General features: G+C 38.7%; 11 protein-coding genes. 9 read left to right on the forward strand and 2 right to left on the reverse strand.

All coding sequences use genetic code 11. The annotated features are described in order from the left end of the window. Positions 1-562 precede the first annotated feature (562 nt). From IQ276_RS30035 to IQ276_RS30050, 4 genes are all read left to right on the forward strand, one after another. Positions 563-1,375 (forward strand): TnsA endonuclease N-terminal domain-containing protein, encoded by an 813-nt coding sequence (locus tag IQ276_RS30035; protein ID WP_193925757.1) that lies wholly within the window; start codon positions 563-565, stop codon positions 1,373-1,375. A 12-nt stretch (positions 1,376-1,387) separates the two neighbouring features. After that, positions 1,388-1,930, forward strand: a complete 543-nt coding sequence (locus IQ276_RS30040; protein ID WP_235115324.1) for an ATP-binding protein — start codon at positions 1,388-1,390, stop codon at positions 1,928-1,930. Positions 1,931-2,041: 111 nt separating this feature from the next. Continuing rightward, positions 2,042-3,253 carry a TniQ family protein gene (locus IQ276_RS30045; RefSeq protein WP_193916017.1) on the forward strand — a complete coding sequence of 404 codons (1,212 nt, stop codon included), beginning with the start codon at positions 2,042-2,044 and terminating at the stop codon, positions 3,251-3,253. Between the two features lie 478 nt (positions 3,254-3,731). After that, positions 3,732-5,096: a lipid-A-disaccharide synthase-related protein gene (locus IQ276_RS30050; RefSeq protein ID WP_193924814.1), complete on the forward strand. Its 1,365-nt coding sequence runs from the start codon at positions 3,732-3,734 to the stop codon at positions 5,094-5,096. Positions 5,097-5,187: 91 nt separating this feature from the next. On the opposite strand, the gene IQ276_RS30055 is transcribed toward IQ276_RS30050, so the two are convergent. After that, complete coding sequence (locus IQ276_RS30055) at positions 5,188-5,910, reverse strand: response regulator transcription factor (protein ID WP_190882817.1); 723 nt, start codon at positions 5,908-5,910, stop codon at positions 5,188-5,190. 616 nt (positions 5,911-6,526) lie between these two features. Here IQ276_RS30055 and IQ276_RS30060 point away from each other — a divergent pair. From IQ276_RS30060 to IQ276_RS30075, 4 genes are all read left to right on the forward strand, one after another. Further along, positions 6,527-6,682, forward strand: a complete 156-nt coding sequence (locus IQ276_RS30060; protein WP_235116095.1) for an ATP-binding protein — start codon at positions 6,527-6,529, stop codon at positions 6,680-6,682. Between the two features lie 306 nt (positions 6,683-6,988). Next, positions 6,989-7,174, forward strand: a complete 186-nt coding sequence (locus tag IQ276_RS30065; protein WP_235116096.1) for a hypothetical protein — start codon at positions 6,989-6,991, stop codon at positions 7,172-7,174. A gap of 312 nt (positions 7,175-7,486) precedes the next feature. After that, complete coding sequence (locus tag IQ276_RS30070; RefSeq protein ID WP_190882814.1) at positions 7,487-8,821, forward strand: ATP-binding response regulator; 1,335 nt, start codon at positions 7,487-7,489, stop codon at positions 8,819-8,821. A 36-nt stretch (positions 8,822-8,857) separates the two neighbouring features. Further along, positions 8,858-9,985: a hybrid sensor histidine kinase/response regulator gene (locus tag IQ276_RS30075; protein ID WP_193921557.1), complete on the forward strand. Its 1,128-nt coding sequence runs from the start codon at positions 8,858-8,860 to the stop codon at positions 9,983-9,985. 53 nt (positions 9,986-10,038) lie between these two features. Here the strand turns inward: IQ276_RS30075 and IQ276_RS30080 are convergent, their stop codons facing one another. Beyond that, the gene (locus tag IQ276_RS30080; RefSeq protein WP_190882812.1) at positions 10,039-10,494 is read right to left on the reverse strand and encodes a response regulator; all 456 of its coding nucleotides are present in this window, start codon (positions 10,492-10,494) and stop codon (positions 10,039-10,041) included. A gap of 3,837 nt (positions 10,495-14,331) precedes the next feature. Between IQ276_RS30080 and IQ276_RS30085 the strand changes: the two genes are divergently transcribed. Then, positions 14,332-15,201 carry a CmcJ/NvfI family oxidoreductase gene (locus tag IQ276_RS30085; RefSeq protein ID WP_193917415.1) on the forward strand — a complete coding sequence of 290 codons (870 nt, stop codon included), beginning with the start codon at positions 14,332-14,334 and terminating at the stop codon, positions 15,199-15,201. Positions 15,202-15,310: the final 109 nt, after the last annotated feature.

A 15,310-nucleotide genomic window follows, 5' to 3' on the forward strand; every position in this document is an offset into this window, starting at 1 on the left:
GGGGTGTCACTTTACCGACATGATGGCAGTAAAGTGGAAGCAGACGATGGCAGTAAATGCACCTCAAAGGTTGATTACTTCGTGATGTAGAAAATGCGCTGGCAGAAAATCCATGAAAGAGTGGAAGCAGACGATGGCAGTAAGTATAAAAATGGAAGCACAATCGTGGCAGTAAGTATGTGCCACCAGTAAAAATCAAGAAAACCCTTATGTATCAACGGTTGTTAGGTTTACTGTATAAAAGCATTTACCCTACTTTAGGAGTGAGAATGTGAATATGGAAGTAGAAAATGCCGATGACATCAGTAGCAATGCGGTAAAAATAGCAGATAATATCATATACAAATACTGGGAAAAAACCAATTTTAATGATTGTTTATTCAGACTGTAGAAAGCAGGAAATAGCAGTCCAGGCAAAGGTTGTAAAGACTAATAGGATGGTTTTATGGAAGTAGGTAGTGTCAGTAAGTAGAAAGAATTAACGATTCTTAAATTTTGGAAGAAAAATATTGGCTTAAATATAAGTATGCAATTAAGGTAGAAATTGCATACCGAGGTAGCAATGTTGACAGAAGGTGAGTTTAGCTCATGGTCTGCATCACTCTCATTGTCATCACAGCAGTATGGAATGATTCAAAGTATACGGAGTTCTCCACCTTCCAGACGAGTCAGGGGAAGGGTTGGGAATGTTGTCGGGCGATATCCCAGTAAAAAAATGGGAGTGATAATTCAGTTTGAGAGCCACCGGAACGAATTGGCACGAATATATGAAATGGAATATGACCCAGAGGTTTTAGAATATTACGACCAACCACCAAAAATCAAATTGCAATACTGCTGTTTAAATGGAAGACAAATAGGAGTATTACATACACCAGACTTTTTTGTAATTAGACGAGATCAGGCAGGTTGGTCAGAATGTAAAACAGCAGATGAACTGGAAAAATTAGCATCAAAAATGCCAAATCGTTACCAGTCAGATAGTAACGGCAATTGGCGATGTCCCCCAGGAGAAGAGTTTGCCAAAAATTGGGGATTATATTATCAAGTTTGCTCCGACCAAGAAATTAATTGGAGGAAACAGAGAAATCTCTATTTTTTAGAAGATTATTTATCGGATAAATTAGAAGTTCCCACACAAGAGATAGTTGAAACAATCAAAATAATCTCCGCTAGTCCAGGAATAAAATTATCAGAGTTAATTGCAGCAGGAATCAATGCAGATTACATATATAAATTGATAGCAGACCAAAGGATATATGTGGACTTAGAATCATCCGCGCTATGCTCAGAAGCAGAAAGAGTGAGTTTTAAAATTCCCTATAAAACCACCAGAGACCAGAAAAATTATTCCCGAAGAAATTCAACCATATGAGGAGTTTTGGTAATGCATTCTCCCGCAGGCTTATCCCAAGAGTTATTAACAGCATCTGATGCGGATAAAATAAATTATTTTACTAACTTTACAGTAGTACATCGGCTTTTAAAGCAAGCTTATGAAGAATTGTTAGATGCGGTGAACAATCCAGGGGGTGCATCATTAATTTTCTTGTTTGGTCCTACAGGTGTGGGAAAAACAACCCTCTTATCTCAAGTAATGAAAATCATCTTTGAACAAAACCAAGGTTTAATGATGCAAGATTTAGCATATCTTCCCATTGCGGGAGTAGAAGCGCGTTCTCCAGACAGCGGTTCTTTTGATTGGAAAGATTACTACAAAAGCGTTTTAATTGCTTTAAGAGAACCATTTGCTGATTATAAGGTTAGAGTATCTAGTAGTCGGGTTTATGCTAGTGGTAGCGAACAAAAAACAGTAAAAGTTAAGCCTAACCTCGGTGATTTACGAGCTGATGTAGAGTATATATTTAGACAGAGACAGTTAAAAATTTTTCTAGTTGATGAAGCGCAACGTTTTGCCAAAATAGCTTAAATGAGGAAGTAGCTGACAACCATTCATCGGCAGATTCGGCAACGAAAATCAAACGCCAAAAACACTATCCTGGCGAACGAAATCCCAAAAGAGATATTGTTGGAGGTGGAAATGCTTGATAATCAATTGAACTTAAAACCCCCTTGGTATACTCAACAAATAGATGTACCACAACGTAGTCATTTATATCCTTTAAAACCACTATTATTAGGAACAGCGTTTACTGAAAGTTTGACCAGCTACATTACACGTTTAGCTGCAACTCACCAAATTCCCACAGGAATTTTACTGGCTCAGGAATTAGCCCCTAAAATTAATCGCTATAAAGGACCAAATCCAGATAGTTTATCACAGATATTTTTCCACATCTTTTTTAACCAAACAGGTGCATGGAATGGAACTGGAACTATGGCACTTGAGCCTTTATTAGTTTTACAAAAGCTAACTCAACAGCCTATCTTAAAATATTTAACATTAATACCTTGGTCAAAAGTTGTACCAACTAGAAATCTCTTGCGTAAATATAAGGCTTGGTGTCCGTTATGTTATTCGGAATGGAGCAACAATGGTCTTCCACTTTACGAGCCATTAATTTGGTCTATTTCAACAGTTAAAATTTGTTCTAGACATCAGTATCCTTTAATGAATTATTGTCCCAACTGTGGTCAAAATGTTTACTTGTTAGCTTGGAATACTAAAAATGGATTTTGCTGTAGATGTCATTATTGGTTGGGTACAGCTTGTTCAATGCTAGAATCAAAATTCTATCATACCGAAGAAGGAGAATGGCACAATTTTGTTGCCCAACAAGTTGGAGAACTAATTGCTCAAACACCATATTTAATTGAACCACCAAATCGAGAATCAGTCGCTCTAGCTATAAATAAGTGTATTGATGTTGTGACTCAGGGTAATGCTAAAGCTTTTGCCGAACAAATGCATTTAAGTCTTACTGTTCCTAGAGATTGGCGTGTTGGCAATGCATTGCCTCAACTTAATAAACTATTACGTGTATGCTACCGATTATCAATTTCTCTAATTGATGTTTATCTCGGCCGCCTTAATCTTGATAGCTCTATAGTTTTAAAGGATTTACCATTATCCGAACAATACTCTCAAACTAATCGCCCATTTGATCTAAATAAAGTGCGTTCCTTTTTAGAACTACATCAAGAATCTTTTCCACCCCAATCGCTCAAACACCTTGCATTCCAAATTGGTTATGACTCAGCTGATTTGTCCCGACACTTACCCGATTTGTGTCGTCGAATATCTGCACGTTATAAATTACACACCAAATCTTGTTTAAAACCCCGTGTATAATATTTATGATCTTCCGTGCCTTTATACTTTCTTTCCTTTGTGGAAGCACTTCATGGCAGTGCCCTTGTGGAAGCACTTCGTGGCAGTTACTGCCATCAAGTGGTTCAAGTAACAAAACCGATTGTGTACCAGTTTTAATTCTTTTACCCCTCACGGGGATGGAAACCCTTCAACTGACCATGAATCTTTGATAACTTCCATTTTTAAAGTTTTAATTCCTTTACCCCTTACGGGGATGGAAAAATTGAGATGGCAAATGCGATCGCATTGACTAATGGCGATCCAATACTGTTCGGTTAAGGCATCAGACGCGATAAATCGCCGTCTCTACAACAATCAATTCTTTGTAGAGACGGCAATTTATCGCGTCTTTGCGTCTTTGTGATTGTGATTTGGTTTAAACTCCAGAATAATAAAAATCAATTTTGCGGCATGATATCAGTATCACTTGATGTCACAATAGTTACTGCAAGATTCTATGAGTAATGCATCTCGGTTATCCCTAAACTCTAACCCACAAACTGCAACTTCTCCTTTGCGGTTACTTGTATTAAGTAACGGACATGGGGAAGATATAATTGCAGTCCGAATTTTGCAAGAACTCCTGCGACAATCAAACCCACCAGAAATCTTTGCTTTACCTCTGGTGGGTGAAGGACGTGCTTACGAACAGTTGGATATTCCCTTCATCGGTTCAGTACACACTATGCCTTCTGGTGGGTTTATTTATATGGATGGACGCCAATTGGCGCGGGATGTACGCGGTGGTTTATTGCAACTTACCCTCAGCCAAATTAAAGCTATTCGCCGCTGGGTAACTTCCCAAAAAAAATTAGGTAACAAAAGAGCAATTTTAGCTGTGGGAGATATTGTCCCACTGTTGTTTGCAACTTTTAGTGGTGCTAATTATGCTTTTGTTGGTACGGCAAAATCAGAATATCATGTGCGAGATGAAGCTGGATTGTTACCAAAAAAATCCAAAGGTATAAGTTGGGAAAACTTTTCTGGTTCAGTGTATCATCCTTGGGAACGTTGGTTGATGAGTCGTCGCCGTTGTAGGGCAGTGTTCCTCAGAGATGAACTGACGACGGAAATATTAAAACAATGGCCGATTCCAGCTTTGAATTTGGGTAATCCAATGATGGATGGTTTAGAACCCACATTCTCATCTGCACAATTTTATAGTCAAGCTAGCCAACAACAGGAGACAGTTCGACCTTTTGTAGTGACTCTTTTGCCTGGTTCCCGTCCGCCAGAAGCGTACAACAACTGGGAAACAATTATGATTGCGGTATCTGCATTGCTGACAAGTTTCCAAGAGCGAAATTCGGTTTTCCACACTTCTGGCACTGTGGTGTTTTTAGGTGCGATCGCCCCTAGTCTAGATTGCAATCTCTTATCTCAAAGTGTACAATCCCAAGGCTGGCGAACCGCATCAGAATCTCCTATCCAAATTTCCGATGCAAATCTGTTGACATTTAAACAAAGAAATGCATATTTACTCTTAACACAAAAAGCTTATAATGACTGTTTGCATTTAGGAGATTTGGCGATCGCAATGGCAGGTACAGCTACAGAACAGTTTATTGGTTTAGGGAAACCTGCGATCGCTATTCCTGGCAACGGGCCTCAATATAACCGTGTCTTTGCTGAAGCTCAAAGTCGGCTTTTAGGCTCATCTTTGATTTTAGTTGAGCAACCAACGGAAGTTGCAAAGATGGTACAGTCCTTATTCAAAGATCCTGATAATTTGCAAATAATTGCCGAAAATGGCGTGCGGCGCATGGGAAAACCAGGTGCAGCACTACGCATTGCCGAATGTTTACAAGAACGATTGGGATGAGAGGGCATTGGGAGTGCTGAGTTAGGAGTTAGGAGTTAAGAGTTATTCTCCCCCATCTCCCTCATCTCCCTCATCTCCCCCATCTCCCCGCTCACGCTACCAACCCAGAACGCAAAGCCCTAACAGCAGCTTGGGTACGATCATCAGCGCAAAGTTTATTTAGAATATTACGAACATGGGTTTTGACAGTACCAACTGTGATGTAGAGTTTCTCGGCAATTTGCCCGTTGCTACACCCAGCCACAATCAACTCTAGGATTTCTAATTCTCGTTGAGTCAGGGGGTATGTTTCCAAAACTTGCTCGTATTCTGTGGCCAGCGCTTCGATTTTTACGGTTTTCGGCTTGTCAGAGGTTTGGGTTTCGCCAGGAATTCCTTGGCGCATCTTTCGTAATACCACGTTGGCGATCGCTGGATCAATCCACGAGTTACCGCCATAAGTTGCTTGTATAGCCTCAGTTAATTTACTGATACTTGTTTCTTTCATGTAATAAGAATCTGCTCCTGCCGCAAAAGCCGCAAGTACAGCATCCTCTGTGTGATCCATTGTGAGGATCAAAATCTTGGTTGCTGTTTGCCCAGTTTCAGCTTGGTAGCGTCTGAATTTACGCGTGAGTTCAATGCCATCCATATCAGGCAAGCCAATATCCACAACGGCTACATCTGGCTTCGCTGTTTCCAAAAGTTTTAATCCCTGAGTAGCATTTGCCGCTTCACCAATCACTTTTAATGCACTGTGAGACTGTAATGCAGCCCGTAGTCCCATCCGTGTTAAGTCGTGATCTTCAATTAAAATAATGCTAATTTCACTCATCGCTACACTCGCTCTTACACTATTTGCATCTTTCAAAGTATTACCTTTTGTAAGTACTTTCTTTGTTAAGAATTCCGGAGTCACAATAGTTCAAGAGTCAGGAGAAAATTTAATGAATCAATATATAAATAATATTAGATTCTTTCTAAATTATGACTTCTGAACGGCAGTTGCTGCAAGTCCATAAACCAGTCTATAGCACTGCCTGATCTTGAGCGCCGAATTCTTACCTATGTTTTATTTTCCCAAACCAAAGATAGATGATCTTTTGACCACTCTGCATCCACCGATAGAAATAATAAATATGCTATTTTTTTATATTTAGATAGAGTACAAATCTAGCTGGAGATATATGGTTACTTGCACAAAAAGGATGAAATATTGATACCAATGCTAAATTAATCCTTTTTACTCAAAATTCAGCTTTCAGTTGCTATGAACCCTTAGTTATTTACTATTATCTTGTACAAAGCTTGGAATGAGGACTGGGGAGATGAGGGAGTAGGGGGAGTAAGGAGTGAGGGAGTGAGGGAGTGAGGGATAAGAATTAATAACCAATCCCCAATCCCCAATCGCCAATCCCCAATCCCCAGTTCACGATAGTTGCAGTAACAAGTTGACACTTGTAATTTTCCGAACATTGAAAGTTTGCGATCGCCGGGAAAACACTAATATTTGTCTGGCGATCATTAAGAAAGTTGTCCAAATTCCAGGAGGTAAGATTGCTGAAAATTTACAAATAAGTAGACACAGTACTTTTTTATTTGCCTAGTCTGAGCAATCTCATGGGTAAAACGACTCAAGCTTGCGGTACACAATAACGGTGTGCAACTCTCACTAATGACTGACGACGGTGGTTGACTCACTCATTTACAATTGTTTTAAGCTCTATAAAGTATTTTATTTTACTTTATACCAGCCTTGTCTGCTGTGTTCAGTTCAATATTTTTCAGTTTGTTAATTGCTAATTGTTTTAGAGGGATTGGCCATCAGCTAGCAGTTTAGTTCCAATAACTGCTAAATTAACCAGATTCAAGATACAACAAAATCAATTAACCCTAAGGAAACGTCTGCAACAGTGATTAACATACGACTAACGGAGGACAAGGAAATTGATGTTGTTAATGTCAAGTGTACATTCATCAAAATTAATATTACTAACTTAGTTCACCTTACAGGAGATGAACTAGACATACTTACAATGTTGGGCGGCAATCACACCCAGCCTCTTGAAGATATGCCAAATGACACTTGCGTTTCCTGATTTAGAGTCACAAATTAGCACCCACTATGAGGCAGTGTGTTGCTTTGGTAAAGAGAGTTATGGCAACTATCATTCAGAAGTCATAAACGATCGTGAGTCTAGTATGATTGGTATACTGATTTAGTAAATATTGTCTGAATTCTTGAATTATTCTGATTTTTGAATTTTGAACATATTGGATCTCGTGCAAAATGCCTTAGTTAATTAAGTTACAGATTTTAGATGTCAGAAAATCTTACATTCTTTAATAGGATAATCTGAAGAGAGAAATGTTATACATCAACCTATGTTTTACGGCGAAAATAAAAACCGATGGAAGAGACGCTGAAAATTCTGGTTGTAGACGATGACGAAGTAGACCGGATGGCAGTACGCCGTGCCCTGATTAAAGCAGGTGTGCAAATGAATCTGTCTGAGGTAGGCGATGGCAATGATGCATTCTCTGTCTTAAGCAGTACTACCTATGATTGTGTTTTCCTCGACTATCGCTTACCAGACCAGGATGGATTAACTCTCATCCAACAGATACGCGCTTCGGAAATTCAAGTTCCTCTAGTAGTCCTAACTGGCCAAGGAGATGAACAAATCGCTGTTGAATTAATGAAAGCTGGTGCTACAGACTATCTTTCTAAGTCTAGAATATCTTCGGAAATCTTGGCACACGTTTTGCGGAACGCTATTCGGGTTTATCGTGCTGAAATGCAGGCAGCTTTAGCAAACCAGCAACTCAGAGAAAGTCACGAACAGCTGATTCGTAAGAACCAAGAATTGGAAAGACAACAGCAACAGATTCAAAGGCAAAACTTCAAGTTATTGGAGGCATCGCGCCTAAAATCGCATTTTTTGGCTACTATGTCCCACGAACTTAGAACACCAATGAATGCTATTATTGGTTTTTCGCAAATACTGTTGCGTCCCAAGTTTGGTCAACTAACGCACCAACAAGCGGATATGGTTGAGCGCATCTTGAATAATGGTAAGCATTTGCTGATGCTGCTAAATGAAGTTCTGGATTTTTCTAAGTTGGAGGCGGGACGGTTAGACTTAAAACCAGAAATATTTGATATCCCAAAGGTAATAAATGCCGCTGTAGCAGAAATGCGTTCTCTAGCTGAGGCAAAAAATCTTTCATTGCTGGTGCAAACAGACTTACAAAATCCTTTGGGATTTAACGATCCGGTTCGTGTAAAACAGATTTTAATTAATTTGCTTTCCAACGCCATTAAGTTCACAGAGTCTGGCGAGATTTGGGTTGAAGTTAAGGAACTACCTACAAACCGAGTGGCAATCATCGTTAGAGATACAGGTATTGGGATTGCACCCAGAGATTTCAAACATATTTTTGAAGCATTTCGCCAAGTCGATCAAACTATTACTCGTAAATATCCAGGCACGGGTCTGGGTTTAGCAATTGTAGATTCGCTGGTACAAATGATGGGCGGCAAAATTTTTCTTGAGAGCCAATTGGGAGTTGGTTCAATGTTTAGAATTGAATTGCCCCGTCAAGTAACATTAGAAACTTTAGTAGTGGAACCTCCGAGTTTACAGTTGGATCAGAATGGGGTTTTTTGTTCGGCTCAAAATCCACATCAATCATCTACCCCTGTTAGGAAATCACCAATAGGCTCTCCCAAATTTAAACTATAAATTACTACTAAAAAAACTGATACAAGTTGATACATCATGTCTGTAGTTGAAAATTATAAAATTGATCGCATTCTCGCAGTTGATGATACACGAGACAATCTCATTTTGGTGCAAACAATTTTAGAAAGTGAGGGTTATGAAGTTGATTTGGCTCCAGATGGGATAACGGCTTTGGGGAAAATAGAACAATGTCCACCGGATTTGATTTTGCTAGATGTGATGATGCCGGGGATGGATGGGTATGAAGTTACACGTCGTATTCGTAATAACCCTGCAATTACTAGTTATATTCCAATTTTGCTGATCACTGCTTTTCACGAATCCAGCGTTGTTGAAGGTTTGGATGCTGGTGCTGACGATTTTATCCGCAAACCATTTGATACCGACGAACTCTTGGCAAGAGTGCGATCGCTGTTGCGTCTCAAGCACAGTCTCGACGAACAACAAAAAATGGCACGCCAACGAGAAGACTTCGTTTCCCGTCTAACTCATGATTTGCGAACTCCCTTGGTAGCCGCCGATCGCATGTTAAATCTGTTCGAGATGGAAACATTCTGCAAAATTTCGCCGGAAATGAAAACAGCGATCGCGGTGATGATTCGCAGTAACGAAAATTTAATGCTCATGGTAAACACCCTCCTAGAAGTTTATCGCTTTGAAGCAGGTAAAAAAACCTTGAATTGGGAGGTATGCGATTTGCCAGAAGTCGCTCAAGAAGTGGTGAGCGAAATCATAGCTCTAACTAATGAAAAAGGTTTGACTTTGAAAGTGGATACCAGTGAATTAGACCCACTGGATAAAAATGCTGGTATAGTTATGGGCGATCGGCTCGAACTCAGGCGAGTACTATACAACTTAATTGCAAATGCCATCAAATTTACAGACACAGGAGGCATAACAGTCCGCATTTTTGAAAAATCACCACATTCTAAACATCAAGATTGGGTAACAATAGAAGTAGAAGATACAGGATATGGAATTGCGCCTGAAGACCAGGCAACAATTTTCGAGCGATTTCGCCAAGGTAGAAACAAACGCTCAGGTAGTGGCTTAGGATTACATCTATCTCACCGAATTGTAGAAGCACACACAGGAACTATCCAAGTAGCCTCTGAAGTTGGTAAAGGCAGCTTATTCACTGTTCAACTACCCAAGAATATTTGAGATCATTTTTGCCTAAGCTTGTAAAAAAAACTCAAAAATTTTCTGCTGGAGTATTAATCTTGGCAAACCTCAAAAGCTGGGTTCAAACTGGATTTTCCCTCAAGCACGCGACGAATTACAGCTTCTAAATCCTCGATCATGTAGGGTTTGCTAATGTAATCATTAAAGCCAGCTTTGAGGATACGCTCTTGATCCTCCCTACTGGCTAAAGCTGTGACTGCAACCACTGGGATTTTGTAAGTTAGGGGTTCTTGCTTCAAATGACACGCAACATCGATACCGCTCAGACCTGGTAACAAAATATCCAACAAGATCAAGTCAGGTTGATATTCTTTAGCCACCAGCACCGTTGCAGAACAATCTGTTTGACAAATGAATCTACAACCAATTGACTCTAGAGCATAGCTAATTAGCAGAAGACTATCATCATGGTCTTCCACTACCAAAATCAAAGGCTGGTGAGAGTTTTGCTTCTTTTCATCACTCATGAATGAATGTGCCAAATACATCTCTTCTCCAGAAGATTTTATTAGGATTCATTGTCTTTCTTGAGAGATACAGACGAGGCTTGCTGGAAACGATAAAATAGTGGTCAGAAAGAATTAGGTTTTGTTTTGCTTTAGCCTAGCTAATAATCCTCGCCCACGTAAAAAAAGCTGAGGTAAGAAAGCCTCAAGCTTATACCTTTAGTAGATACTTTTCGATTATACGCAAAATTACAAAATATTTTCTTAATCGATTCATAATAACTTTATATAGTAAAGCTCTAGAAACTTCAAATGATTATTTGCAACACTATCGCTTGAACTATCGGTTTGTCAAATTAAAAAGATACTGAAAGTTAAGCAATAACACTAGCAACTGTTAAATTACTTACTATAGTTTAAGTAATGAATAGATTTAGATTTTAACAGCGATCATTTATTCAGTTTCACCCCTTGGCTTTAAATGACCTTACAAAGATAATAGAAAGCATTAATGCTCAAGCAGTGTTTTGAGAGGATTTCGCAACTTAAAGTTATTGGCAAATCGGTAAGAGGGAAGTTAGGCATAAGAGAGGGTTATTGAGGTACAAGCATTTGAACATTGCTGTTTTAGACTGTCCACCAGTTTACCATAAAGCTGATGCAGAAATTTGTTTTTAGATGATTGCAATTATTTAATATTGTATAAAATAAAAACATTAAGTACTTGGGCGTAAATAAATTAAACTTTCTAAGTAGCTTCTTGGTTCGCAACATTTTAGTCTTGACACGCTACTACAAAGACTTAATTTTGTTCAAAAATCAAACCGGATTCCCATATCAGATTTGATAATCTTTGAACACATCCTAGAGGAAGATGACTATAATTAAGACCAAGTTTAAATTAATTTTGGTGTGTCGAATAACTGCTTTCTATGGAGGTTTAGCGCTCAGCTAAGCCTTTTTTATTATTACTATAATTATTTTTGAATAAGCCGATAAAATATTTGTCTACTCTCTTAAGACAGATGTATTTGTCAATTAAAATGACTAAATTCTCCTGATAGACTCTACTCTTACCTGAGGCTTGGTTTACAACCAAGCCTTTTTTATCGAGACAGAATTCAAGAGTCAGGAGCCAGAATTCAGTTGCGTATTTTGTCCGACTACCCAATAAATTAAAGCCCACTAAATAGTTCGCGTAGCGTCTCTGAAAGAGAAGATTTAGTGGTGTTCAAGATGCTAGCGAACTCGCTCTAAGCGTTCGTCTAGCGTCTCGTAGAGAGCCTATGCCGTTCGCGTAGCGGCGACCACAGGAGAAGGAGAAGAAAAGGCTTGAGGCTACGCTATCAGTGGCGGTTGATAATGCCCTACGAAGAGTGATTTAGACTTCTGAATTATTCTTCAAGTCACTAGATTTATTTGCAGATTATACTTTTCGCTTCATCTTTTAATTTAGATGTATTAGAATTAAGTATAATTTAATATAATTTGTTTGTATCAAGCACGGGTATTAGATTAATGTCTAGGTTAAATCAGACCTTTTTCATATCCAGAAATTCTTAATTTACCAACAGATTGTACAATTTTTGTAAACACACTATAGACAGATGAAGTGAAGTGAAAGTAATTCTAAATTAGCTAGGTATGGTAAACACTTGGTATATATAGGGCGTGGCTTTTAGCCATGCCTTTTTCATGAGTAATACCAAAGAAAATTTATAACTAGCTAGTAAGTTAATTATTATAATTTGCTCTAAACGAGAGATTAATATCAATTTATAAGATGTTTAACACCCTACTAAAGGAATAGAAAATTTTCTAAAAAACTGCCGTTTAGTGTTCTAAAATACTATATACAAATAGTCCATGCAGCAAAAACCATCAATACCATATATACGGCAATCTTCGTATCATTCTATGGATAGTAGAAATAACTATTTTTCAGAGTTAATATTCAGCCTGTTAATGCCTGAAAAACGTGTATGTACCCTGGAATAATACCCAGGGTTTTTTTTAACCTGATATCAGCCAAAGAGAAACTTTCAAATCTATCTGTTGCAAATTCTCTTTGCGCTTGTCATTAGCACAGTTATGTGTCCTATAGTAATCTGCTTTAAGGGAACTCCAAGAAATAAAATTATCCAATCTTGTGGGGTGGGCAGCGTTCGACTGAGCGCTCACGTCGAAGTCTTGCCTGCCTTATGGACTGGGCACTCGTGTCGGCTCTTTAGCGATTTTTTGTTCCCGTGGTATCTCCAAGAGAAGACTAAAGTCGTCATTACAAATCTTAAATTATTTATACTGTCCTACTGAAACTGAAGTCAGTGTAATTCTGATTTAGCTAGATCTGGTAATACGAATTATCGGTCAATACGGTTCAGTTAAGGCTAAAACTCTTGGTCAAAGTCAATTTTTTTGAACGAACCGCATTCGCGTAGCGTCTCGTAGAGAAGAACGCAAAGGACACAAAGAGAAGAAAGAAAGAAAGGCTTAACTGAACTGTATTGAATTATCGGTGAAAATGCGTCCAATTATTTTAGAACTGAAAACTAATCGTAACTTTACCACTTAACCGTGTAAATACTTGGTATAAAATTAATTATAACTTTACCCTAAGTCTCGATCATATCTAAGCTAGGTTAATTGTATATTTTTATATATACTTAAAATAGAAAAGTCACTATTTTGACAAATTAATTCAATATCAAATTTCACAATATTTAGACACATCCTCTAGGATGATGATCTGTAAACAGAGTAGAACTAAATTAATTTAGTACGTTGTTAAGCACAGCAATTATTCCGGTTTGGTTTAGAGCCAAACCTTTTTTTATTCAGTAACCAAAAAAATGGTATACCAGATTTTTCAATATTTGGACACAGCCCATAGGAAGATGAACTAAAGTAAGAGTGGGTCTAAATTAATCTTGGTGTAGTAAATGCTTGGTATATATAGAGGCTTGGCCTAGCCAAGCCTTTTATTATCAATTATTAAGTAATTCCTTACCAATTTTTAGAATATTTGGACACAACCTATAGGAAGATGAACTGTCTTTAAAGTCAGTCTAAATTAATTTTGGATGTCTTTTTAAGCACTAAATATATGTAGGCTTAGCCCAGTGCTAAGCCTTTTTACTGAGTTGCTGCGGCAATTGTGAGGCTGATTGCAAAATTATCATCAATATTATGAAAGAATTGCATAATTGACTATGTACCGTAGCCTAGCAGATGCGATTCTAGTATCAGGGAATAAAGATGGATGCCCCTGGTGTTGACTTGACCAGGGGCTTTTTAATTTCCTGTAAAATGTTGCGATCGCACTATTGTCTATGCACTCACTGTCCAGTGAAGAGCGATCGCCTAGATTGTCAATCAAAAGGGACTGGGAGAGAATTTCACCCCACCCCTCCCACACTCCCAATAGGTGAGAGGCTTCTTACTTTTTCAGCTAAGGAAGTAAACCAAGATATACTTAGTTTCACTAACTATTAGTTTTTCATAAATTTAAACAATCATATATTTTATTGTCTAAGGACTTGAATTTTACCTATAGCCATGTAATACTCCTAAAATAAACACCGTAAACTCGGTAGACAAGTAGTATTTTACAAGGGGCAAGTACTGTACAGTTAAATTATTCACATCCTCGTAATGGTCATGCAGAGATGACTTTTGTGGGTCATGTCTGTTGTTTTTTTGCATCCTGGGATCGCTGTTGTTCATGCAATATTTGCCGGTATTGGCTAAGTTTATTGATATAGGGACGAATAAACCGGTGGATAGTTAACCTGAAACTTCAGTCCTAGAAAATTTCTTTTCTCCACTCCCTACTCCCTTTTCAACTCAGGTCTAATCACAAAATTACAAATGGTATGACTTATGAGCTTAAATAGCCAAGTTCTAGACAGACCGATTTTTGAGGATTTGCCATCTGTAGAGGCTGACCTCAGTTACCTGCTGCCAATAACAGACAAGCTTTTCAACTACGCTTATGAACCACCATCAAGTGTTCTCCGTTCCAATGGCAGCTATCAGTCATACAAGGTGCCAATCTACAATGCTCGTTCGATCTCAGAGAATATCTCGCTAGATCGAGAAGGTTTCGCATTTACTGAGCATAATACCAGGGTTCGTAACTTTTACGATGAAGAGGAAATACGCCAAGTTTATTACCCAGAAGCAAAACAGTTATTAAAAGAAGTGACTGGTGCAACTGAGGTAGTGATATTCGATCACACCTTGCGTAATGCTGCATTGATGAAGCAGGACATCAACAATGGCATTAGGGAACCCGTCAAGCGCGTACACAATGACTTCAGCACTTCCGGCGGACATAGACGCGCACGCAGAGAGTTGGCAGCGCAGGGTATAGATAACATTGACAGCCTATTACAACAACGGTTTGCAATTATCAATGTTTGGCGAGGAATTGGTGACACAATTCAAGAATCACCATTAACACTATGTGATGCCCAAAGTGTTGCACCAACAGATCTGGTAATTAATAACCTAATATACCGCGATCGCATTGGTGAAACCTACGCCGTCACTTACAACCCAAAACATAAGTGGTACTACTTCCCACAAATGCAAAGGAACGAAGCGCTATTTATCAAGTGTTTCGACTCCGCAGACGACGGACGCGCCCGCTTTGCACTCCATACAGCATTTGAAGACCCCACCAGCCCGCCGAATCCACCTCCACGGGAGAGTATCGAGTTGCGGACATTCGTGTTCTATCCTGGATAGTTTAGTAGTGCTGAATACTAAATTTTGAGTATTAAATATTGACAATCTCCCGCTAAAATGCTTGTGATTCTAGCGGGAGATTCTTCGGCTAGACTTATGAATTTAATAC

The organism is Desmonostoc muscorum LEGE 12446 (genome assembly GCF_015207005.2).
GTDB classification, from domain to species: domain Bacteria; phylum Cyanobacteriota; class Cyanobacteriia; order Cyanobacteriales; family Nostocaceae; genus Nostoc; species Nostoc muscorum.